This is a genomic window from Rhizobium sp. YTU87027 (genome assembly GCF_050644135.1).
Taxonomy (GTDB): Bacteria; Pseudomonadota; Alphaproteobacteria; order Rhizobiales; family Rhizobiaceae; genus Rhizobium.
In genome coordinates this window covers 3,250,980-3,273,006 of record NZ_CP098440.1, presented here as the reverse complement: position 1 = coordinate 3,273,006, position 22,027 = coordinate 3,250,980, and the positions used below count along the sequence as shown (strand labels likewise).

At 59.5% G+C, this 22,027-nt stretch carries 23 protein-coding genes and 2 riboswitches; of the genes, 10 read left to right on the top strand and 13 right to left on the bottom strand.

Going from position 1 to position 22,027, the window contains the following annotated elements:
* Positions 1 to 3: 3 nt before the first annotated feature.
* The 3 genes from NBG89_RS16230 to NBG89_RS16220 all read left to right on the top strand — a co-directional run bounded on the left by NBG89_RS16230 (position 4) and on the right by NBG89_RS16220 (position 1,547).
* Positions 4 to 651 (top strand): glutathione S-transferase family protein, encoded by a 648-nt coding sequence (locus NBG89_RS16230; protein ID WP_431320783.1) that lies wholly within the window; start codon positions 4 to 6, stop codon positions 649 to 651.
* 156 nt (positions 652 to 807) lie between these two features.
* Entirely contained in the window at positions 808 to 993 is a 186-nt protein-coding gene (rpmF, locus tag NBG89_RS16225) for a 50S ribosomal protein L32 (RefSeq protein ID WP_003543812.1), read from the top strand.
* Positions 994 to 1,142: 149 nt separating this feature from the next.
* The gene (locus tag NBG89_RS16220) at positions 1,143 to 1,547 is read left to right on the top strand and encodes a hypothetical protein (RefSeq protein ID WP_088693073.1); all 405 of its coding nucleotides are present in this window, start codon (positions 1,143 to 1,145) and stop codon (positions 1,545 to 1,547) included.
* A 3-nt stretch (positions 1,548 to 1,550) separates the two neighbouring features.
* On the opposite strand, the gene phaR is transcribed toward NBG89_RS16220, so the two are convergent.
* A complete protein-coding gene (phaR, locus tag NBG89_RS16215; protein WP_007528399.1) occupies positions 1,551 to 2,123 on the bottom strand; it encodes a polyhydroxyalkanoate synthesis repressor PhaR in 573 nt (190 codons plus the stop codon).
* Between the two features lie 235 nt (positions 2,124 to 2,358).
* Between phaR and NBG89_RS16210 the strand changes: the two genes are divergently transcribed.
* Both NBG89_RS16210 and NBG89_RS16205 read left to right on the top strand, forming a co-directional pair.
* Entirely contained in the window at positions 2,359 to 3,540 is a 1,182-nt protein-coding gene (locus NBG89_RS16210; RefSeq protein WP_431320782.1) for an acetyl-CoA C-acetyltransferase, read from the top strand.
* Between the two features lie 68 nt (positions 3,541 to 3,608).
* Positions 3,609 to 4,334: a beta-ketoacyl-ACP reductase gene (locus NBG89_RS16205; RefSeq protein WP_431320781.1), complete on the top strand. Its 726-nt coding sequence runs from the start codon at positions 3,609 to 3,611 to the stop codon at positions 4,332 to 4,334.
* Here NBG89_RS16205 and NBG89_RS16200 read toward each other — a convergent pair.
* The 8 genes from NBG89_RS16200 to metA all read right to left on the bottom strand — a co-directional run bounded on the left by NBG89_RS16200 (position 4,331) and on the right by metA (position 10,753).
* Positions 4,331 to 4,483 (bottom strand): hypothetical protein, encoded by a 153-nt coding sequence (locus NBG89_RS16200; RefSeq protein ID WP_431320780.1) that lies wholly within the window; start codon positions 4,481 to 4,483, stop codon positions 4,331 to 4,333. The genes NBG89_RS16205 and NBG89_RS16200 overlap by 4 nt on opposite strands.
* Before the next feature lie 89 nt (positions 4,484 to 4,572).
* Positions 4,573 to 4,719 (bottom strand): hypothetical protein, encoded by a 147-nt coding sequence (locus NBG89_RS16195; RefSeq protein ID WP_189637152.1) that lies wholly within the window; start codon positions 4,717 to 4,719, stop codon positions 4,573 to 4,575.
* A gap of 143 nt (positions 4,720 to 4,862) precedes the next feature.
* Positions 4,863 to 5,591, bottom strand: coding sequence for an SIS domain-containing protein (locus tag NBG89_RS16190; protein WP_431320779.1), 729 nt, complete (start codon positions 5,589 to 5,591; stop codon positions 4,863 to 4,865).
* Positions 5,592 to 5,605: 14 nt separating this feature from the next.
* The gene (nagA, locus tag NBG89_RS16185) at positions 5,606 to 6,757 is read right to left on the bottom strand and encodes an N-acetylglucosamine-6-phosphate deacetylase (protein ID WP_431320778.1); all 1,152 of its coding nucleotides are present in this window, start codon (positions 6,755 to 6,757) and stop codon (positions 5,606 to 5,608) included.
* Positions 6,757 to 7,788: an SIS domain-containing protein gene (locus tag NBG89_RS16180; protein WP_431320777.1), complete on the bottom strand. Its 1,032-nt coding sequence runs from the start codon at positions 7,786 to 7,788 to the stop codon at positions 6,757 to 6,759. Before NBG89_RS16180 ends, nagA begins: the two co-directional genes overlap by 1 nt.
* Positions 7,785 to 8,558 carry a GntR family transcriptional regulator gene (locus NBG89_RS16175; protein ID WP_431320776.1) on the bottom strand — a complete coding sequence of 258 codons (774 nt, stop codon included), beginning with the start codon at positions 8,556 to 8,558 and terminating at the stop codon, positions 7,785 to 7,787. Before NBG89_RS16175 ends, NBG89_RS16180 begins: the two co-directional genes overlap by 4 nt.
* A gap of 114 nt (positions 8,559 to 8,672) precedes the next feature.
* On the bottom strand, positions 8,673 to 9,695 hold the full coding sequence (locus tag NBG89_RS16170) for an aldose epimerase family protein (protein ID WP_431320775.1): 1,023 nt from the start codon (positions 9,693 to 9,695) through the stop codon (positions 8,673 to 8,675).
* A gap of 134 nt (positions 9,696 to 9,829) precedes the next feature.
* Positions 9,830 to 10,753: a homoserine O-acetyltransferase MetA gene (metA, locus tag NBG89_RS16165; protein ID WP_431320774.1), complete on the bottom strand. Its 924-nt coding sequence runs from the start codon at positions 10,751 to 10,753 to the stop codon at positions 9,830 to 9,832.
* 35 nt (positions 10,754 to 10,788) lie between these two features.
* A riboswitch (SAM riboswitch) is annotated at positions 10,789 to 10,866 on the bottom strand.
* A gap of 150 nt (positions 10,867 to 11,016) precedes the next feature.
* Here metA and NBG89_RS16160 point away from each other — a divergent pair.
* Positions 11,017 to 12,843, top strand: a complete 1,827-nt coding sequence (locus tag NBG89_RS16160; protein WP_431320773.1) for an ABC transporter ATP-binding protein/permease — start codon at positions 11,017 to 11,019, stop codon at positions 12,841 to 12,843.
* Between the two features lie 4 nt (positions 12,844 to 12,847).
* On the opposite strand, the gene NBG89_RS16155 is transcribed toward NBG89_RS16160, so the two are convergent.
* The 4 genes from NBG89_RS16155 to NBG89_RS16140 all read right to left on the bottom strand — a co-directional run bounded on the left by NBG89_RS16155 (position 12,848) and on the right by NBG89_RS16140 (position 16,664).
* The gene (locus NBG89_RS16155; protein WP_431320772.1) at positions 12,848 to 13,465 is read right to left on the bottom strand and encodes a DUF5666 domain-containing protein; all 618 of its coding nucleotides are present in this window, start codon (positions 13,463 to 13,465) and stop codon (positions 12,848 to 12,850) included.
* Positions 13,466 to 13,604: 139 nt separating this feature from the next.
* Positions 13,605 to 15,431 carry an ABC-F family ATP-binding cassette domain-containing protein gene (locus NBG89_RS16150; RefSeq protein ID WP_431320771.1) on the bottom strand — a complete coding sequence of 609 codons (1,827 nt, stop codon included), beginning with the start codon at positions 15,429 to 15,431 and terminating at the stop codon, positions 13,605 to 13,607.
* A 3-nt stretch (positions 15,432 to 15,434) separates the two neighbouring features.
* Entirely contained in the window at positions 15,435 to 16,085 is a 651-nt protein-coding gene (locus tag NBG89_RS16145; protein WP_088693062.1) for a thiamine diphosphokinase, read from the bottom strand.
* Positions 16,086 to 16,133: 48 nt separating this feature from the next.
* Complete coding sequence (locus tag NBG89_RS16140) at positions 16,134 to 16,664, bottom strand: MarR family winged helix-turn-helix transcriptional regulator (protein ID WP_431320770.1); 531 nt, start codon at positions 16,662 to 16,664, stop codon at positions 16,134 to 16,136.
* Between the two features lie 119 nt (positions 16,665 to 16,783).
* Between NBG89_RS16140 and NBG89_RS16135 the strand changes: the two genes are divergently transcribed.
* The 4 genes from NBG89_RS16135 (at position 16,784) to NBG89_RS16120 (ending at position 21,905) form a co-directional block, all read left to right on the top strand.
* Entirely contained in the window at positions 16,784 to 18,316 is a 1,533-nt protein-coding gene (locus tag NBG89_RS16135) for an MDR family MFS transporter (protein WP_431320769.1), read from the top strand.
* Positions 18,317 to 18,375: 59 nt separating this feature from the next.
* A riboswitch (TPP riboswitch) is annotated at positions 18,376 to 18,487 on the top strand.
* 46 nt (positions 18,488 to 18,533) lie between these two features.
* Positions 18,534 to 19,562 carry a thiamine ABC transporter substrate binding subunit gene (gene thiB, locus NBG89_RS16130; RefSeq protein WP_431320768.1) on the top strand — a complete coding sequence of 343 codons (1,029 nt, stop codon included), beginning with the start codon at positions 18,534 to 18,536 and terminating at the stop codon, positions 19,560 to 19,562.
* On the top strand, positions 19,562 to 21,196 hold the full coding sequence (gene thiP, locus NBG89_RS16125; RefSeq protein ID WP_431322713.1) for a thiamine/thiamine pyrophosphate ABC transporter permease ThiP: 1,635 nt from the start codon (positions 19,562 to 19,564) through the stop codon (positions 21,194 to 21,196). Before thiB ends, thiP begins: the two co-directional genes overlap by 1 nt.
* Positions 21,189 to 21,905 carry a thiamine ABC transporter ATP-binding protein gene (locus NBG89_RS16120; RefSeq protein WP_431320767.1) on the top strand — a complete coding sequence of 239 codons (717 nt, stop codon included), beginning with the start codon at positions 21,189 to 21,191 and terminating at the stop codon, positions 21,903 to 21,905. The genes thiP and NBG89_RS16120 overlap by 8 nt, the downstream gene beginning before the upstream one ends.
* Positions 21,906 to 22,027: the final 122 nt, after the last annotated feature.

Here is a 22,027-nt window from a genome sequence, read left to right as displayed (position 1 = left end):
TTGTTGGACAGGCTCACGCTCTACATCGGTAACAAGAACTATTCGTCTTGGTCGTTTCGGCCATGGATCGCCATGACAGCCGCCGGCATTCCCTTTGAGGAGGTGCTGGTTCCCTTCGATTTCGCCGCCGGCAATCCGCGCTTCAGGGAGTTTTCGCCGACCGGTCAGGTTCCTGTGCTTCAGCACGGCGATATTCGGGTCTGGCAGTCGCTGGCGATTATCGAATACGTTGCCGAGCTTTTCCCGGAAGCCGGGATATGGCCAAGTGAGCGCAAGAAGCGAGCGGTCGCGCGCGCTGTTTCCATGGAGATGCTTTCGGGCTTCAGGGCCTTGCGGAATGCTTGCCCGATGAATGTCCGGCGGCCGAAGGGCAAGATCGCGCTTGCCGACGGTGTGATGGCCGATGTCGCCCGGATCGAGACGATCTGGCGTGACCTGCGCGCCCACTCCGGCGGGCCGTTCCTTTTCGGCAATTTTTCTGGCGCCGATGCGATGTTCGCACCCGTTGTCAGTCGGTTCGACGTCTATGACCTGGTATCGGCCGGCGACACGCTAAGTTATATTGCAGCCGTCAAGGCGCATCCTGCCTGGAAGAAGTGGGAAGAGGCGGCGCGATCCGAGCCCTGGATTGTCGAAGAAGACGAGGTCTGACCTATGAATCGCGGGAATCTCAAAAAATAAGCTTGGGGACTGGTCAAGTACCCTCAAGGCATGTATAAGCGCGCAAAATTTCCGAAATCGCGATACGTCGTTTCGGCCGCCAGTCTGGCCGTGGGATGTGTTTGCCCGTGAAGTGGAGTAAGAGAAATGGCTGTACCGAAGAGAAAAACGAGCCCGTCCAAGCGCGGTATGCGCCGCTCTGCAGACGCACTGAAGGCTCCGACCTACGTTGAAGACAAGAACTCCGGCGAACTGCGCCGCCCGCACCATATCGATCTGAAGACCGGTATGTATCGCGGCCGTCAGGTTTTGACGCCAAAGGAAAGCGCATAATACTTTTGCGCTTGCTTGAGCGAGAGTTGCAAGGTCGGCCATGTGCCGGCCTTTTGCTTTTTCCCCCGGCACAAATACATTCTTCTGATATCTTGAAGTGATGCGGTTGTTTACGGCACTATTCTCCGGCCGAGGGGGAGCTGTGCCATATGTTCAATGCCGTGCCATTGATGATTATTCCATTCATTCTTTACAATATGTCGATGCTGGGCTTGATGGGCAGCGATGGGCTTCCCTCGCTGCAGAACGACATCATCGTTTTGTCGATGATTTCGGGAGCTATGTGGAGCATGTCGCTCGGCGACCTCTTCATCGTCGTCGCGCTCGGTGTCCTGTTCTTCGAGATCCTGAAGGCGACGCGCAATGACGGCAGCCTGACCAACCACATGCTATCGATGCTCGTTTTTATTGCCTTCCTGGTCGAGTTTCTCCTCGTCCAGGATGCAGCCACTCAGGTTTTCTTCATCCTGATGACGATTGCATTGATCGACGTGATTGGCGGCTTTGCCGTATCTATTCGCACCGCCGGGCGCGATGTTTCGATTGGGCTCTGAAGTTTAGAGGTTATCGAGTTTGTTCTGAAGCGCGCGCAGTTGTTCCTTCAGCTCATCGATATCCTTTGCTTCCGCTTTGCGGCTTTCCTTGGCCGGTGGGGTCATGAATGGCGAGAACATCTGCATGGCTTGCTGGAACATCTCGGTATTGCGACGCACCTGATCTTCCACCATCTGCATCGGCAGTTGCAGATTCTTGCCGATTGGCGTTTCGCCGAAAGCACGCGTGACTTGCTCGCGCATCTGTGCCTGCTGCTCGGTAAAGGCGCGCATGGAGTGTTCCAGGAAGCTCGGAACAACCATCTGCATCTGGTCACCGTAGTAGGTAATAAGCTGGCGAAGGAACGAGATCGGCAGCAGTGTGTTGCCCGTCTTGGATTCCTGTTCGAAAATAATCTGCGTCAGCACAGAGTGGGTAATATCGTCGCCGCTCTTTGCGTCCTGAACTGTAAAATCCTCTCCCTTCTTCACCATCTCCGCCAGATCTTCCAGCGTCACATATGTGCTGGTGCCTGTGTTGTAGAGGCGGCGATTGGCGTATTTCTTGATTACGATCTGCCCGTCATTCTTCGCCATATCAGTCTCCCGAAGCCCGTCTGATTGTTATGGAAATTCCTCCACCTAGGAATGTAGACGCAAACGAAGCCCAGTGACAATCTCTTTGTGCGATGCGGCAACCCCTTTTGCGGCAGAGATAATTTGTCTCAACGTAAGCAATCCCTAAAATTGAATGGCATACTCTTGTCGTTTGACTTGACGGTGAAGCTTTGTCAGTTTCCTCTAATCTGGTCGAGTTAACGAGGAGATCGTAATGTCGAGTTCATCCATCGTCATCGCTAGTGCAGGTCGCACTGCCGTTGGCTCATTCAATGGGGCCTTCGCCACCGTCCCTGCCCATGAACTGGGTGCGGCCGCAGTCAAGGGCGCGCTACAACGTGCGGGTGTCGACGCCAGCGAAGTCGACGAGGTCATTCTCGGTCAGGTTCTCCCGGCTGGCGAGGGCCAGAACCCGGCCCGGCAGGCGGCCATGAAGGCAGGCGTTCCCAAGGAAGCAACGGCGTGGGGCGTCAACCAGCTCTGCGGTTCTGGCCTGCGCGCCGTGGCGCTCGGCATGCAACAGATCGCGCTCGGTGACGCGAAGATCATCGTCGCCGGCGGCCAGGAGTCGATGTCGATGGCGCCGCATGCTGCGCATCTGCGAGGCGGCGTCAAAATGGGCGACATGAAAATGGTCGACACCATGATCAAGGACGGCCTGACGGATGCCTTCTATGGCTACCACATGGGCATCACCGCCGAGAACATCGCCCGCCAGTGGCAGCTTTCCCGCGAGGAACAGGACCGATTCGCGGTTGCATCGCAGAACAAGGCGGAAGCCGCGCAGAAGGCCGGGCGTTTTGTCGATGAAATCATTCCCTACGTCATCCAGACACGAAAGGGCGACGTGACGGTTGATGCCGATGAATACATCCGTCACGGCGCGACGTTGGACTCGATGGCCAAACTGCGTCCGGCTTTCGACAAGGAGGGCACGGTCACTGCAGCGAATGCCTCCGGCCTCAACGATGGCGCTGCCGCAGCCGTGCTGATGACGGAAGCCGAGGCGTCCCGCCGGGGCATCCAGCCGCTCGCCCGCATCGTTTCCTGGGCGACCGCAGGTGTTGATCCGCAGGTCATGGGAACGGGTCCTATCCCGGCATCGCGGAAGGCGTTGGAAAAGGCGGGGTGGTCCGTCGGCGATCTCGATCTCGTCGAAGCGAACGAAGCCTTTGCTGCACAGGCTTGCGCGGTCAACAGGGACCTCGGCTGGGACCCGTCGATCGTCAACGTCAACGGTGGCGCGATTGCAATCGGCCATCCGATCGGCGCATCCGGCGCACGCGTGCTCAACACGCTCCTCTTCGAGATGAAGCGCCGCGGCGCGAAGAAGGGGCTGGCGACACTTTGCATCGGTGGCGGCATGGGTGTCGCAATGTGCTTTGAAGCTCTTTGAATAGCAGGCAATCCAACTATAACCTGAGCCCCGCGGGATAGCGGGGCCTTCAAATGAGGGAGCGGAACATGAGTAGAGTGGCTGTTGTCACTGGTGGTACCCGCGGCATTGGCGCCGCAATTTCCGTCGCACTGAAGAATGCAGGCTATGCGGTTGCCGCCAATTACGCGGGCAACGATGAGAAGGCGAACGCCTTTAACAGCGCGACAGGCATTCCCGTCTTCAAATGGGATGTTTCCGACTACGCCTCATGCGGCGAGGGTATCGCGAAGGTTGAAGCTGAACTTGGTCCGATCGATGTCCTCGTCAACAACGCCGGCATCACGCGGGACGCAATGTTCCACAAGATGACGCCGCAGCAGTGGCATGAGGTCGTCAACACCAACCTCACCGGTCTCTTCAACATGACGCACCAGGTTTGGGGCGGCATGCGCGACCGGAGCTATGGGCGGATCGTCAACATATCCTCGATTAACGGCCAGAAGGGCCAGATGGGCCAGGCGAACTACTCCGCTGCCAAGGCAGGTGACCTCGGCTTTACCAAGGCGCTTGCGCAGGAAGGTGCTGCCAAGAACATCACCGTGAACGCGATCTGCCCAGGTTACATCGGGACAGAAATGGTTCTTGCGGTTCCGGAGAAAGTCTTGAACGAAAGAATCATTCCGCAGATACCGGTTGGTCGTCTCGGCGAACCTGAGGAGGTGGCGCGCTGTGTCGTCTTTCTCGTTTCCGACGACGCAGGCTTCATTACCGGATCGACGCTTAGCGCCAATGGCGGTCAGTTGTTCGTTTAACGGATGGACGCTGTAAGGCCGTTATCGCGGCTCTCGATCTGCTGCGAATAGCGGCCTTGCTGGCTGCGCTTATCGTACGGATTCAAGTATGCCGCATAGGCCGCCATGGCGATGGTCAACAATGCGGCTGCGCCGATAATTCTGGTCATTGCCCTGCACTCCAAATTCCCCACGATGCATTGGTCGTCCAACCCGGTGTCGATATTGGGGCCGATTTGAGGAATTATTTGGCTGTCTTTCAGCCCTTTGGGTGGCGCCTTGCTTTGGCCCGGACCGGCACCTTCTGCATAGCGCGGTTCTCGCCACGAAGAGCGGCGGCGGTTGTTGTTGCGAAGGCGACCGCAACGAGGATGGCGACGGCTGAATTTAAGATGATCTGGGTCATGGGACCATTCCTTTCCAAGCCCGCGAGACATTGGCCTCGCCGCTGTTCTTGAAAGAAATATGCGCCCGACCCTCACGGTCCGGTAGATTGAACTTTGGCGACCGACTGTCGGCGTGGCGTTGACAATCGGGCGCCGAGCGCTCTTAGAGATGAGGATTGCGCGGCCGATACTTCTTGACCAGTCGCTGGTTGACTGCCGCAGCTCCGGGCATATTGGCGCTGAGATAAATTGGTGCGTCGCCGCCTTTCGACAGTTCTGACGCCACTTCCGCCAAGATGGCGTTGAGAATCGTTGCACCAATAGCGGTCGAAACCGGACCAACCTTCAGTTCCGTGCCCGGGAGCTCGATCACCGCATCGCCGGGCGGGAGGCCGTTGTCCAGGACGATGTCGGCGATGTCCGCAAGACGGCGCCGCCCGTTCGCAACTGCGCTCGAGTAGGAGACCGAGGTGAGCGCGATCACCTTGGCGCCGATCTCGCGGCCGTAATCGGCAGCCTCGATCGGCGCTGCATTCACGCCGGAGTTCGACGCGATGATGACGACGTCACCCGGTTGCATTCCATAGCGTTCCAACACCGGCCGCACCAATCCTTCCGTACGCTCGTAAACGGAGCTGATCACCGCGCCCTCGTGCAGCATCGCGGAGCCGACGAGAACCGGAACAGTAAAAGCGAGGCCGCCTGCCCGATAGTGGACCTCTTCCGCCAGCATGTGAGAGTGTCCCGTACCGAACACATAAACCCGCTTGTCATTGCGGGCGGCTTCCAGGATCGCATCGGCGGCCAGGGTCATCGGTCCGGCGAGTTCCGCCTTCAAGGTCTCTAGTCGGCCGATCAGGTTGGAAAAATAGGCATCGGTGATCGCTGTCATCACGTCCTCGCGTTCTAGGTTGCTTCGCCGCTGATGAACGTCCTTGTGACCTCCAGGGCGTCGGTCAGATGCGCCAGATCGGCTCGGGCACCCGGCGAAAGATGGCCGCGATCCTCAAGGCGCAGGAAGCGCGCCGGGTAGAGCGTCGCCATGCGAAGGGCCTCTGCGAGCGTCAACTCCAGATAGGTGACACCATAGCGGACGGTGGACGCCATATCGACGTCAGAACCGGCGAGCGTGCCATCGGAGAGCACCAGTTTGGAGCAGAAGCCACCTCTCTCGCGTCGGACGGTCCGACCATTCAACGTGAAGGAGTCTTGTTCCGATCCAACCAGCGACATCGCGTCGGTGACGAAGAAGAGCTTACCTTCGCCCCGTTTGGCGCGAAGAGCGGTTCGCAGCGCCTTCGGGTCGACGTGGTGACCATCCGCAATGATGCCGCACCAGACTGAAGGATGGTCGATGGCCGCACCGACAAGGCCGGGGGCCCGGTGGCCGAGTTGGCTCATGGCGTTGAAGAGATGTGTCACGCCACGCGCGCCGGCGTCGAAGCGCGCCTCTGCCGCCTCGCTGGAGCAATCGGAATGGCCTATGCTGACGGTGACGCCGGCTTCGCTGAGTTCACGCACCTGCTTCGCCGTGACCTGCTCGGCCGCCATCGTTACCAGCAGTGTGCCGATCGCCTCCTTTGCCGCAATGAAAGCTTTCACGTCCTTGTCTTCGACCGGGCGCATGAGTTCAGCAAGATGGGCGCCCTTGCGCGCCGGCGCCAGATGCGGGCCTTCAAGGTGGAGACCCGCGACCCCCCGGTTCGCCTTGACGGCTTCCTTGGCTGCTTCGATCGCCGCAGCGGTCGCGTCTGACGTATCGGTGATCAGCGTCGGCAGCAGTGCGGTCGTGCCGTAGGGCCGATGACCGTCGGCAATGATGTACATGGAGGCTGCGGATGGCTCGTCGTTGAGCATCCGGCCACCGCCGCCATTCACCTGCGCATCGATGAAGCCTGCTGAGAGGACACCGCCCTCAAAGCGCGTGTGCTCGCCCTCCGGCAGTTCGCCCGCCGCCGCAATGGCCTCGACGCGCCCGTCCGAGATAATGAGCGCTTTGTCGTCGTGGAAGCGCTGACCATCGAAGATCCGCGCGCCGGAGAAGATCTTGCGAACCATCACATCGTCTCCGTGACCTTGAGCAGGTTGGCCGGCTTGTCCGGGTCGAAACCCTTGCGGCGCGTCACCGACTCAATCAGGCGGTAGTAGACCAGCAGCGAAACGAGCGGATCAAGTAGGCCGCTGCCGGTCGTCGGCACTTGCAGGTTGATGCCGGAGACTGGCTGCGCCGAGAACGGCACGGTGGTCGCGCCGAGTTTCCGCAGTCGCTCGAGCGCCTGGACGTTGTTGCTGAATGCCGGATCATCTGGCGTAAAGGCGACGATCGGGAAGCCTGGCTGAACAAGACGCATCGGGCCATGCATCAGTTCGGCAAGCGAGAAGGCCTCTGCATGCAAGCCAGCCGTCTCCTTGGCTTTCAAAGCTGCCTCGAGCGCAATAGCGAAAGCGGGGCCGCGGCCGGCCGTATAGAGCGAACTGGCCTCGAAAAGTACATCCTCGGCTGCCTTCGTATCGATCCCGCTGGTCGCCTGCAGGGCTTCCGGCAGCTTTTCCAGCGAGGCATGCAGGTCGCGTTTGCCGCTGATGGCTGCTGTGACACCGGAAAGCGCGGCGACTGAAGCGATGAAGGACTTGGTTGCCGCTACGCTCTTCTCCGGGCCTGCATTGAGGCCGAGAACGATGTCGGCCTGCTTGGCGAGCGGGCTGTCGGTGACGTTGACGACGGCGATCGTTGTTGCGCCGCCGTGCTTTGCCGCATCCTGCAAGGCAATGATGTCGGGGCTCGCACCAGATTGCGAGACGGTGAAGTGGATGCCGCCTTTGAGATGCAGGGACGCGCCATAAACCGACGCGATCGACGGACCAACCGACGCGACCGGCACGCCGCAGGTGATCTCGAACAGGTATTTGAAGAAGGTCGCTGCGTGGTCCGAGGATCCGCGGGCTGCTGTCGTCACCACAGTCGGCGCACCCGATGCAAACAGCTTCGCAATTTCGTCGAAGACGGGCTTTTCGTTCTGAAGCAGCGTTGCAACGACCTCCGGCGACTGGCCGGCTTCTTGCAACATCAGCGAATGGCTTTCACTCATAGGTCATCTCCGATTCTTAATTCTGCAACAAAATCATATGCATCACCACGATAGTGGGAGCGGGTGTATTCAACGACACGCTGGTCTTCCAGGCGCGACACACGTTCAATCAGCAGCGCGGGGGCACCGGCCTTCACGTCCAGCGCCGCAGCCGATGACGGATCGAGCGTGACCGCCGTCAATCTCTGCAGCGCTCGAACGGGGCGGTGACCGTTTGCCGTAAGCGCTTCGTAAAGAGATCCTTCCCCGCCGGCATTTTCTCCCAGGAACTTCACCGGTACGACAGCGCGTTCGATCGCAAGCGGGAGGCCGTCGGCAAGGCGCAGGCGATCCAAACGAAGGACAGGTTCATCAAGGCCGAGCCCAAGCAAAAAGGCTTCGTCAGGAGATGGCGTATTGACGGTTCGAGACAAGATCCTCGCAGCAGGCGCACGACCGCGTGAGCGCATATCGGCGGAGAACGAAGAAAGCCGCCACAGCGACTGCTCCATCCGCTCGACCTTGCTCGAGACGAAGGTGCCGCTTCCATGCCGGGATTCAAGCGTGCCTGAATTCATTAGGTCGCGATAGGCGGTCCGAACGGTCACGCGTCCGACCTTCAGGGCTTCAGCAAGGTCGCGCTCGCCGGGAAGCGCCGTGCCAGGCTTCAGCAATCCTTCCTGGACCAGGCCGGTCAGGGCCTGCGCCAACCGCTTGTAAAGCGGCCCGCTAAGCGCCACGCCGCGCAGGCCACGGCTGTTCAGCTCCGCTATCAGACTGGTTCTATCCATGTACCAACAATAGAACCTATTTAGAACCAATCGCAAGCCGGAAAATCAGGCGGAAAAAGAAAAACCCTCGCAGGCGACCTGCAAGGGTTTGTTTCTTCGAGCCGAACGGAGGCGTTAGCTCTTCGAGAAAATGTAATCCGTTTCCTGACGCAGCACTTCGCCCGGACGCAGAACCGCATTGGGGAAGCCCTCGTGGTTGATTGCATCCGGCCAAACCTGCGTTTCCAGGCAGAAGCCGGCGAACGGACCGTACTTGCGTCCGTCCAGGCCGGGTACAGGCACGTCGAGCTTGAAGCCGGCGTAAAACTGTATGCCGGGCTCCGTCGTGCGGACTTCCAGCGAAACGCCTGAATTCAGGCTGCGGGCAAGCGCGACGGATCGCTTGGCCGTGCGTTCGGTGGAGAGGCAGAAATTGTGATCGTAGAGCGCCTGTTCGCTGCCGTCGAACCGCTTCATGGGCGACATTTCGCGGAAGTCGAAGACCGTTCCGGCGACGGGCCGCACCTCTCCGGTCGGGATCTGCAACTCGTTTGTCACGAGGTAGCCCTCGGCTGCAATCATGATGTCGTGGCCGAGCGCATCTTCGCGGCCGTCGAGGTTGAAGTAGGCATGTTGGCAGACGTTGGCGATTGTCGGCTGATCACTCGTCGATTCGTAGATGACAGAAAATTCGCCGTCACCATGCACCCAGTAAGTTGCCTGGATGGTGCAGTTGCCGGGATAACCGCCGCGACCGTCCGGATCGACGATCTTCAGCACGACGCGGTCGAGATCATGCTCGACGATTGTCCAGTTCCGCTTGGCGATGTTGTCCTTGCCGCCATGAAGGTGGGTCACGCCCTTCTCGTTGAGATCGAGCTGATGACTCTTGCCGTCCAGCGCGAACTTGCCGCCGCCGATGCGGTTTGCGCAGCGCCCGGGCGTCGCGCCAAAGTAGGAGGAGTGGGCGGGGTAGCTGTCAAAATCATCGAAGCCGAGCAGCAGCGGCGCATCGTGACCGTCAAGGCGAAGATCCTGAATGACGGCACCCCAGGTGATGATCTTGGCCGTGAGCCCGCCACCCTTGATCTCGACGCGATAGACGGTCTCGCCCGACTGGGTCTGCCCAAAAACTTGCCGTTTCAACATTTCCGCCATAGCGACCATCCAGATATATCTTCGATTGAGGCAAGGAACCTGCCCCCATTTGCCACAAACCGCAACGGTGTCGTCGAAAAGAAACGCGGCCGGACCCGGCATTCGTTGCGCCAGCCGCCTTGCATCAGCTCGTGTCAGTCGCTCTTGCCGATATCGTTGAGATCGTAGGGTGTGGTCTGGTAGATCTCGTTGATCCAGTTGCCGAACAACAGGTGTGCGTGGCTGCGCCAGCGGTTTTGCGGCGTCAGCGACGGATCGTTGTGCGGGAAGTAGTTGTGCGGCATCTTGATCGGCACGCCGGCGTTCACGTCGCGGAAATATTCGTCGGAAAGCGACGTTGAATCATATTCCACGTGATTGAACATATAGAGCCTCTTGCCCTTACGTTCGTGCACAAGGCAGACGCCCATTTCGCTGGATTCCATCAGGATCTCCAGGCTTCCCGATTTCTCGATGTCGCTGCGGCGGACCTCCGTCCAGCGCGAAACAGGGACCTCGAAATTGTCGGAGAAGCCGTTCAGGTAGACCGACGACGGCTTCAGGTTCCGGTGCCGGTAAACACCGAAGGCCTTCTCCTTGAGTTCGTACTTGGGAACACCGTGGAAGTGATAGATCGCGGCCATCGCGCCCCAGCAGACGTTCATCGACGAATGGACGTTGGTTTCCGTCCAGTCGAAAATCTGCTGCATTTCGCCCCAATAGTTCACGTCTTCGTAAGGCAGCGTCTCGATCGGCGCGCCTGTCGTGATGAAACCATCGAATTTGCGGTGCTTCACTTCCTCCCACGTCTGGTAGAAGGCGAGAAGATGGTCCTCCGAGGTGTTTTTTGCTTTGTGGTTGCCGACGCGGATGAGCGAAAGCTCGACCTGCAGCGGAGAGGCGCCGACCAGGCGGGCCATCTGCAATTCCGTTTTGATCTTGTTCGGCATGAGATTGAGCAGCCCGATCTGCAGCGGACGGATGTCCTGACGGATAGCCACCGTCTCGGTCATCACGCGCACGCCTTCCTGAACCAGGGTCTCAAACGCAGGCAAGGTATCGGGGATCTTGATGGGCATTGCGGTCACTCGATCAAAACAACGAATACATTGCTATCGGTCCGCACGCGGCCCTTTAGCAACTTCTTTAACGTGGCTGCAAGCCGGCCGGCCAAATCACCACGGAGCGTCTTAAATAGCGTCACTCGATCCGCGAATCAATTGCTCAAACGAAAGGTCGGGGCGATATGAAGTCACCGCAGCGTTAATGACTGCTAGAATCTGTTGGTGGACACAGCGAAACACCATGTTTATTGAAGTAGAATGATGGCTAGGGACGCGTAATGGCAGATGACCTCGAAGGCAGGCCAAGCATTCAAGGGCAGGACAGAGTAGGATACGATCTGAGCCTGGGCTATCGCTTGAGGGTCATGTTCTCGGCCTTCTGGCATTCGCCCGTGCGGGGAAGGGTCTTGGTGATCGCGACCGCGCTGATCGCCATTATTCTCGCCACTGCCTATGCGACCGTCATCCTTAACCAGTGGAATGCGCCCTTCTACGACAGCATCGCTCGGCGCGATCTGCCTGGTTTCTTTCATCAGCTGAAGGTCTTTGCCCTGATCGCAGGCATGCTGCTGCTGCTCAATGTCGTACAGGCATGGCTAAACCAGATGACCGCGCTCTATATGCGCGAAGGCCTGACGCGCGATCTGGTCAACCAATGGCTCCAACGCAAGCGTGCGCTTCGGCTTTCAGCCAGCGGCCTCATCGGCGTCAATCCCGATCAGCGCCTGCACGAAGATGCCCGCAATCTCGCCGAGAGCACAACCAGCCTGATGATCGGGCTGGTACAGGCGACGATTCTGCTTATCAGCTTTATCGGCGTGTTATGGGACCTCTCCAGCGGCTTTGTCTTCCATTTCGGCACGCGCTCCTTTTCCATTCCGGGCTATATGGTTTGGGCGGCAATCTTCTATGCGGCGTCCGCATCGATTCTCAGTCAGCTGGTTGGCCGCAAGCTGGTGAAGCTCAATGCCGACCGTTTTTCGAAGGAAGCGGAACTTCGCTTCGCGCTGATGCACGCCAATGAGAACATGCCGGCGATTACTGTGGCTCGCGGCGAGGAGAATGAGCAGCAGCGTATCAATACCGACATCAGTGCGGTGCTTGCTGTTATCAAGCGGGTGGCGATGGCCAACGTCAACCTCACCTGGGTATCGGCCGGCTACGGCTGGCTTGTCGTGGTTATCCCGATCATCGTCGCTGCACCCGCCTACTTCTCCGGCGGACTGACGTTCGGGCAGCTGATGGTGTCGGTCGGCGCCTTCAACCAAGTCAATACCGCCCTTCGCTGGTATGTCGCGAACTTTGGCCCCATTGCCGAATGGCGCGCCACGCTGATGCGCGTCACCGATTTCCGGCAGGCGCTCACCAGCATGAGCGATGAGATCAATCTGAAGGGCACGATCAAGTACGAACGGAATCCTCCCGGAATCCTGACGCTGGACCATGTCCGGATTGCCGCCAAGATCGGCGAAGATATTGATCAATGCGGCGGCTTTCGTGTGCAGGAAAGCGCGGTGACGATCAAGGCCGGCGAAAAGGTCATGATCAATGGCGATCACAACGTGAATCGCAAACTGCTTTTCCTTGCACTCTCCGAGCTGTGGCCGTGCGGTGGCGGCAGGATCGGCTTACCGCCCACGGAGGATATGCTTTTTATCCCGCAATCGGCCTACATCCCGGGTGGTTCGCTTCGCGAAGCATTGGCGTTTCCCGAACCTGTGGACGCCTATCAGAATGCCGATGTCGTTGCGGCATTGGAAAAGGCAGGTCTCCAAAATCTGGTTTCTCGACTTGATACCCGAGCCCGCTGGGACAAACTGCTTGACTCAGACGAGCAGCGGGCGATCGGGTTCGCTCGCTTGCTGCTCGTGCGGCCGAAATGGATTGTTTTCGACGAAGTGCTGGAGGGCATGGAGCCGGAATGGCAATCCACAATGATGCAGGTCCTCGCCTCCATGCCAGAGGCGACGATGATCTACATCGGCCGGTCAGACACTTACGTCGAGACTTTCAAGCCGCGCGTGCTGCATCTCGAAGCCCTGCACGCGAAGCCTGAAGCGAAGGTTGTGGTAAAAGCCCCGAACGCGCCGGCACCAGCACTCTGATCACTTACATCGGCGGTATGGCGCCGTTTGTGCCGACCGTGACATTTGTCGCGGACACGCTACCGTCGGCAGCTTTTTCACCCATCACGATCACGCGCGCTCCTGCGACAAGGTCCTTCTTTCCCGCAGGGGCGATGGCAACGATGGGTGTATCGTCGGCAATGGATATCGTCTTTTCCTTGCCCTGGTAGGTGAGCGTGATGGTGTGGCCGTCGACTGCCTTGACAGCCTTAGCGACGGTTGCGTTGGTCATCGTGCTGTTTGGCTGCAGGTCCCAGGGGCGACTGCCTTCTCCGGTGCCCTTCATGGCTGCTGGAAAGATCAGCACCTCAAGAGCGCCGTCGCCGCCGTCTGCTTTCGGCAGCGATGCAACGCCAACGAAGTCGCCCGGTTTGATGTCGTCAACAGAGGCCTTCTTGATGCCGCGGACCTTCCAGTCCGGCTTCAATGTTATCGTCTGATCGGTGCCTTCCCGTGTTTTGACCACCAACGTGTTGCCATTCAGGCTTTCAATGGCTCCACGCACACGCTGCGCTTCTTGGGCAAGCGCGCCGTGCGATGCAATAGTGAGGAAACCCGCGACCCAGAGGAGCGCGGTAGATCCTTTGAGATTTTGTGGCATGGTCTGCTTCCTTGCCGTCGTGCAAGCTGCGAATACGGGTGCAGCTTAGTCCGGCCGATCGGAGGCTGACGAATCAATGAAACGTGAAAGCCAGGTTGCGTAGCAAACAGACGGATGGAATTAGCGGGCGAGAGATGCCTCAGCCTTCCAATTCCTCCCGGAGCATCTCAAGCTCCAGCCATTCCTCTTCCATCTTCGTCAGGCTGTCCCGGAGCTTCTCCATTTCTGCTGCCAAGCGGTTGAATGTGGTAGGGTCCTTGGTAAACAGGCTGGGGTCCGCCATCCGCTCCTCGCGTTTGGTGATCTCGGCTTCGGCTTTGGCCATTTCCTTTGGAAGATTATCGAGAGCGAACTTCTGCTTGTAGGAAAGCTTGCCCTTTCCTTTCGCCGTATCGGAGGAAGCTGCTGCTTCCTGCGGCTTTGATCGTTCCGCCGCCTTTTCAGCCTTCTTCCGCTCTTCGACCGCGCCCTTTCGCTGCGCAAGCATGTCCGAATAGCCGCCTGCGTATTCTATCCAGCGCCCATCAGGTGCATCTGGAACTGCCGGCGCGATCGTCGATGTCACGGTGCGGTCGAGGAAGTCGCGGTCGTGGCTGACAAGGATTACAGTACCGGGGAAGCCTGCGACGATTTCCTGCAGCAGATCCAGCGTCTCGATATCAAGGTCGTTGGTCGGTTCGTCGAGGATCAGCAGGTTTGTCGGGCGCGACATGATGCGGGCCAGCATGAGCCGCGCTCGCTCGCCGCCGGAAAGGTTCCTGATCGGCGTACGCGCCTGTTCGGGCTGGAACAGGAACTCCTTCATGTAGCCCGTCACATGTCGCTGCTCGCCGTTGACGAGGAGGTTCTCACCGCGCCCATCCGTCAGGTAGTGGGCGAGCGTTTCTTCCGGATTGAGGTCTTCGCGCTTCTGATCCAGCGTCGCGATTTCCAGATTGGTTCCAAGCTTGACGGTGCCGCTATCCGGCGCAAGCTGTCCGGTCAGCATCTTCAGCAGTGTGGTCTTACCGGCCCCGTTCGGGCCGACGAGACCGATGCAATCACCGCGATGCACGCGAATGGAGAAGGGAGCGACGATCGGCCGATCGCCGAACGTCTTCGTGATCTTGTCGGCCTCGATGACGAGCTTGCCGGATTCCTGCGCGTCGGAAACCGTTGCTTGTACGGCGCCCTGCGGGCCTTTGTGGCCGCGATACTGCGAGCGCATCGTCTGTAGTTCGCCGAGACGGCGCATATTGCGCTTGCGTCGGGCAGTGACGCCGTAGCGCAGCCAATGCTCTTCGCGCTCGATCGCCTTGCCGAGCTTGTGTTGCTCGAGTTCTTCCGCTTCCAGAACCTGGTCACGCCAGGCTTCGAAATGCGCAAAGCCCCTGTCGAGCCGCCGCGATGTGCCGCGGTCTAGCCAGACGGTCGCAGTCGAGACCTTCTCGAGGAAGCGGCGGTCGTGGGAGATCAGGACGAGTGCGCTGCGGCTCTTCTGCAGTTCGCCTTCCAGCCATTCGATGGTCGGCAGATCGAGATGGTTGGTCGGCTCATCAAGGAGAAGGATGTCGGGTTCCGGCGCGAGAACGCGCGCAAGCGCGGCGCGGCGCGCCTCGCCGCCCGAGAGGTTTTTGGGGTCTTCCTCGCCGGTCAGCCCAAGGTGTGAGAGGAGATAAGTCACGCGGTAGTGATCGTCACCAGGACCAAGCCCCGCTTCGGCATAGGCCTGTACGGTATTGAAGCCTGCGAAATCCGGGGCCTGTTCCAGATAGCGGACAGTCGAGGAGGGATGGCGGAAGACCTCACCCGATTGCGCTTCGACGAGGCCGGCGGCGATTTTCAGCAGCGTCGACTTCCCGGAGCCGTTGCGGCCGACGAGGCAGATCTTGTCTCCGGGTTCCACCTGCAGGGCCGCGCCGGCAAGCAATGGCGTGCCACCGAAGCTGAGGAAGATGTCATCGAGTTTCAGAATGGGAGGCGCCAAAGATCAGACTCCGGAAAGGTCATAGGGGCGGGCGAGCACAATGGCGCGGCCGCTCTCAAGCGAAAAGCGCACCTTGCCCTTCGCGACATTGGAAATGGTACGCGACGAGCCGAAGGGCAAATGGAAATCGGCCAGCGGGTAGCGCGCGTTTTCGATCGTCAGGCCGCGCAGTTCGCTGAAGCCAGGAACCGAAAAGAGGCTGTCAGGCGGCAGGTCCAGCTCGATTGCGCCGCCAACTAGCGGCACTGCCTCCTCGCTGCCGGACGTCAGGAGCACGTCATAACCCTGTTCTGCGAGGCTGACCGCATAGAGCAGGTGCTGAATGGCATGATCGGAACGCTCACCCGCAAGGGCTCCCGCCAAGACGAGACGTTTTGCACCGCGCGCAATCGCTTCCGAGACGGCAATCTCGCCATCAGTGGACGCCTTCGCGGCGGGATAAGGTTGCCTGGGCACGCCGGGAAAAGCCCCCTCGAGATCCGCAGGCGTCGAGTCGAAATCACCGACCCACAACTCTGGAACGACACCGAGTGCTGCCGCATGACGCATTCCCCCGTCGGCGGCAATGAAACGGCTGCCCGAGATGGCATTTCGCAGGCGATCGGTTATCTGCAGCTCGCCGCCAAGGAGAATGGTGAAGGTGGATTGGTTCATGCGCACTGCCCTTAGCGCAAAGCAGGGGGGAAGGGAAAGGGCCGCAGCTCAGCCTTCGTCGGCGATATCCTTGATGCGGGCCTCAAAAACACTCTCGAAGCCGGAAATGAACTTCTCGAACAGCTCCCCGAACGCCTCGATCTCTTCGGGCTTCCAGTCCCTGACCACCTCGGAAACGAATGTGAGCTTTTGCGCACGTATCTCTGATAACAGCCTCTGTCCAAGTGGCGTCATCACGACGATAATCCGCCGCGCATCCGCTTGAGATGCCTTTCGCCGCAGAATGTTCCGCCCCACCATCTCCGCGACGATGCGGCTTGCGCGCGACGGGTCGATCCGCATCATTTCGGCAATCGTTCCAACCGTTACGTCGCCAACCTCATGCGCGCGCCGCACCGCGTCCAGCACGTCGAGGTGGGACAGTTCAAGCCCGGGCGCCACACTTTGGATGGCGAGCCTCCCGATCAGTCTGCGCCCGGTCATCAAGCGCATGCGGGTCATGCTTTGACCAATGCGCAGGATGTCCGGTTCGTGGGTCTCGGCCTCGGTGTCGGTCAGGTTCGTCAAGCTCTCGTTCATTGCGGAAACATAGCATCTCAGGCGGCAAATGAGAATATGCCGATGTCAAACAGGTGACATTGACAAATATATGCTAACAGCACATAAATGGCCACTCCCTAATCTGGAACGACGCTTTCATGGACACTCAAATTGCTGCAGCGCCGCTTGTGACGGATCATCGCCGGCGGTTCATCCTCTTCCTTTTCCTGATGGCCGCCATGTTCATGGCGACACTCGACAACCAGATTGTCGCAACGGCTCTGCCGACGATCGTCGGAGAGTTCGGCCACCTCGAGCGGTTCAGTTGGGTTGGCTCGGCGTATCTGCTCGCCGTGAGCGCGGTGATGCCGCTTTACGGCAAGCTCGGCGACCTCTTCGGCCGCAAGTACGTGATGATGGCCGCGATCATGATCTTCACGGTCGGCTCCGCCGTCTGCGGGCTGGCAATATCGATGAACACGCTGATTGCGGCCCGCGTGCTGCAGGGACTTGGCGGGGGCGGCATCATGGTGTCGATCTTCGCCGTCAACGCGGACCTGTTCGAGCCGCGCGAACGTGCGCGGTACCAGAGCTATTCCAGCCTTGTGTTGATGGCATCCGGTGCGATCGGGCCCGTTCTCGGTGGTGCGATGAGCGATCTTTTCGGCTGGCGCTCAATCTTCCTCGTCAACGTTCCGATCGGTTTCGTCGTCCTTGTCGGTCTGGCTTCGATGCTGCCTTACCGGAAGCCCAACCGCCGTCCGAAGATCGATTACGCCGGCGCCCTGCTGCTCGCCTTGACGACGGCAAGCATCGTTCTGGCCGCCGATGGCGCACAGGTCTTCGGCTCGTTGGTTGCGCCGCAAAATCTAGCCATCATGGCGCTTGGCGTAGCGGCGGTCATTGGTTGGATTTTCGTCGAGCGTCGCGCTGCAGAACCGATCGTTCCCTTGTCTCTGTTTCGCAATTCCACGTTCAGCCTGTTGCTTGTTATGTCTGTCATGAGTGGTGCGATCGGTATTGGCATGGTCAATTATTTTGCGTTGTTCCTGCAAACGACGACCGGTCTTTCACCGTCGGCGGCTGGAGCGTTCTTTATTCTTCTGACCGGCGGCATCGTTTGCGGGTCGCTCTCCGCGGGCCGCATCATTTCCATGACCGGACGCTACAAGCCGTTCGCGATCGCAAGCCTGACCTGCAGTGCCATCGCATTCGTGCTGCTCACGCAGGTTCATGTCGGGACACCGGTGATGCTGATCGGGGCGGTAATGGCTCTCCACGGCTTCGGCGTCGGCCTCGCACAGCAGGTGCCGGTGATCGGTGTTCAGAATGCCGCCCCGGCGCGCGACGTTGGCGCCGCAACGGGATCGGTGACGCTGTCACGCATGGGCGGCGCATCGATCGCCATCTCCATTTACGGGGCGATCGTCGGTTCGCGGCTCGGCAAGACGGGTGCTTCCATTCCGGGGGTAACCGACATCGAGCAACTGACTCCAAAGATGTTGGCCGCTTTGCCGGAGCAGGCGCGCCAGGCCGTTGCAGACGCCTATGCCAATGCGTTCACGCCGCTTTTCATGACATCTTGCGCGATCGCTCTCATTGGCCTTTGCGCGGCGGTGATGCTGAAGCCGACGCAGTTGCCGCGGGTGACAGAGGTGCGGCGGGCGGCAAGTGCCGAAGCCGCCGAGTAAATGCCGAGCGCGGCCTAGGGCCACCACTTGCAAGACGCCAAGCGTGGCGATACATCTCAAACGCTCTAACGGGGTGCCCCGTGCCATTAGGCATGCGGCTGAGAGGCTGAAAGCCAACCCGCGGAACCTGATCCGGCTAACACCGGCGGAGGGATTAGACGCGTGACATCTGGCACCGCCCTTTTCCCCTTCAAGCAAAAACCAGAGGAGAGGTGCCATGTTCAAATTCAAGTTCAAGAGCCGTTCGCTGCTTGCTACGGCTTTGGTCGCGACTGTCGGCCTGGCCGGTGCAGGCGCGCAGGCGGCAGACAAGACGCTCACCATTTACACCTACGAAAGCTTCACATCCGAATGGGGTCCGGGTCCGAAGGTTAAGGAAGCATTCGAGAAGACCTGCGGCTGCAGCGTCAATTTCGTCAGCGTGGCCGATGGCGTGGCCTTGTTGTCGCGCCTCAAACTCGAAGGCGCCGGCACGAAGGCCGATGTCGTGCTCGGCCTGGATACGAATCTGACCACGGAAGCGAAAGCAACCGGCCTGTTCGATGCGAGCGGTGTCGATGTTGGCGCGCTTAAAGTGCCTGGGAACTATAAAGACGACGTATTCGTGCCTTACGACTATGGCCACTTTGCCGTCATCTACGACACTCAGACGATCAAAAATCCTCCGAAAAGCATGAAGGATCTGGTTGAGGGCGATCCTTCGCAAAAGATCGTCATAGAGGATCCGCGCACCTCGACACCAGGGCTCGGTCTCTTGCTGTGGGTGAAGTCTGTTTACGGCGATAAGGCGCCTGAGGCTTGGGCAAAACTCAAGAAGCGGGTGCTGACGGTGACCCCCGGCTGGTCGGAAGCTTATGGGCTTTTCACCAAGGGTGAGGCGCCGATGGTACTCTCCTACACGACCTCACCTGCCTACCACATGGTCGCGGAAAATACGGACCGTTATCAGGCGGCCGCATTTTCAGAAGGCCATTACATACAGATCGAGGTGGCAGGCCTGCTTAAGAATGCGCCCGACAAGGAGCTTGCGCGTGAGTTCCTGAAGTTCATGGTGACGCCGGGCTTCCAAGATACCATTCCGACCAACAACTGGATGATGCCAGTTGCCGCGACGTCACAGCCGCTGCCGGATGCGTTCGGCAAGCTCGTGAATCCGTCAAAGACCTTTCTGATGAGCTCGGATGACGTCGCCGAAAACCGCAAGGCCTGGGTCGATGAGTGGCTGGCTGCCATGAGCATAAATTGATGCTTCCGACTAAGACGGAGATGCGACATGCGATGCTGGGCGGGGCTGCGAGCCTCGCCGGCATTGCCGTTTTCGTCGGCCTTGCAATCTTTGCCTTGCTTCTCTCGAACGATACCTCGTCCATTCTGACGGCGGTGTTCGAGCCATACGTCCTGCGGGTCCTTCGTTTCACGTTGTTGCAGGCCCTATTCTCGACGCTGCTCTCCATCGCTTTCGCAATTCCGGTCGCACAAGCCCTGGCGCGTCAGCGGCATTTCCCCGGCCGTATCTGGATCATTCGCCTCATGGCGGTGCCGATGGGGCTCCCTGTTCTGATCGGGGCCCTTGGGTTGATCGGAATCTGGGGACGGCAGGGCATCCTGAACTCGGTGCTGCTCAAGCTTGGTATGGCGGAACCGATCAGCATATACGGGCTTTCTGGAATACTGCTGGCGCATGTTTTTTTCAACATGCCGCTCGCTTGCCGCCTGATGCTGGCGGCACTGGAACGCGTGCCAGCGGAATATTGGCTGATGGCGAGTGGTCTCGGCATGCGGCCTGGCTCGATTTTCCGCTTCGTTGAATGGCCGGTTCTGCGCTCGGTCATTCCCGGCATCGCGGGCCTGATCTTCATGCTGTGCGCCACGAGTTTCACGCTGGTGCTGACGCTGGGTGGTGGACCAGCCGCGACGACCGTCGAGGTCGCCATCTATCAATCGCTGCGCTTCGATTTTGATCCAGGCAGGGCCGTCGCGCTCTCCCTGCTCCAGATCGTTATTACAGCTGTGATCCTTGGGGCGCTGTCGTTTCTTCCGGCCCCGAGGGATGAGGGGACGACGGCCGGTAAGGCCGTCAGGCGCCCGGATGGGGGACTGCCGGGTGCGCGGCTTATGGATGGCAGCGTCCTGCTGCTTGCCATTCTGTTTCTGGGCTTGCCTTTGATGTCAGTGGTTTTCGCAGGCCTTCGGTCTGATCTCATGAAGCTGTTGCGCGAACCTATTTTCTGGCAGTCGGCAGGCACCAGCCTTGCCATCTCGATCTCCGCGGCGGTCCTCGCTTTGCTGATCTCGATGATGCTGGTGAGTGCGCGCCGGGCGGTGCTTCTCCGACGTCCAGGGGTCTCGGGTGCGGGAGCATTCTTTGCCGCCATGGGTGGCGCGTCGTCGCTGGTCTTGCTCGTGCCACCGATCGTCCTTGCGACGGGCTGGTTTCTCGCGCTGAGAAGCTTCAGTGACGTGAGCGCAGCCGCTCCTCTGCTGATTGTTGCGATCAACGCTTTGATGTCTCTGCCCTTTGTGATGCGCGTTCTCGAGCCCGCTTTCATCGTTCATAAACGCCGGACGCAAAAACTTGCGGCGAGCCTCGGTGTCACAGGTTGGGTGCAGCTACGTCTCATCGACATGCCCGCCCTGTTCAAGCCTATCCTCACGGCATTTTCATTCGCGATGGCGCTGTCGCTCGGCGACCTCGGCGCCGTCGCGCTGTTCGGTTCGGATAGTTTCGTCACGCTGCCTTGGCTCGTATATAGCCGCATGGGGAGCTATCGGACGAACGATGCGGATGGGTTGGCGCTGATCCTTGGTATCGTCTGCCTGCTGCTGACGATCGCCGGCACCATGGGGCCTGCGCGGCGAGAGGTGGCTCTCCATGGGTGATCCGCAGTTCTCGGTCGAGATGCGCGATGTCGGTCTCCAACTTGGCGCGCAAGAGTTTCACTTCGATTGCCGGCTTCCCGCCGGTGCGGTGATTGCAGTGACGGGCGCATCGGGGGCTGGCAAGTCGACGTTCCTGAACCTGCTTGCCGGCTTCGACACGGCCATTCGAGGGCGGATTCTGATCGCGGGAAAAGATGTAACCGGCGAGCATCCGGCCCGACGCGCCGTCTCGCTCGTATTCCAGGACAATAATCTGTTCGCGCATCTCGATGTTTTTACTAACATCGGCCTTGGCATTGACCCGGCAATGAAACTCATGGCTGCTGATCGGCAATCGATCATGTCTTCGCTTGAAAAGGTGGGGCTCGCCGGTTTTGAGCGGCGAATGCCGGGGACGCTCTCCGGCGGGGAGCGGCAGCGCGTGGCCTTCGCGCGTGCTCTTGTTCGCAATCGCCCAGTGCTTCTGCTTGACGAGCCCTTCGCGGCGCTTGATCCCGGCTTGAGAAATGGAATGGCAGCGCTGCTGCTCGACATGCATCGCGAGACCGGCAATACCGTCGTCGTCGTGTCGCATGATCCTGACGAGGTCAGACGCATCGCAGACTTCGGCCTTTTTATCGAAGACGGCAGGATTGTCGTGGCCGCTCCGATGGATGAATTTCTGGGCCACGAGGATCATCCCGGATTGGCGCAATTTCTCCGCAGTTGACGAATCTGGCAGCTGCAACGGCACTTTCGCCATAATTTGAGGCGACCGAGGGAACTCGAAAGCACGTTAGGCTTGCTAAAATACAACGGCGCCACATTTAGTCAGAGTCTCGCTATGCAACC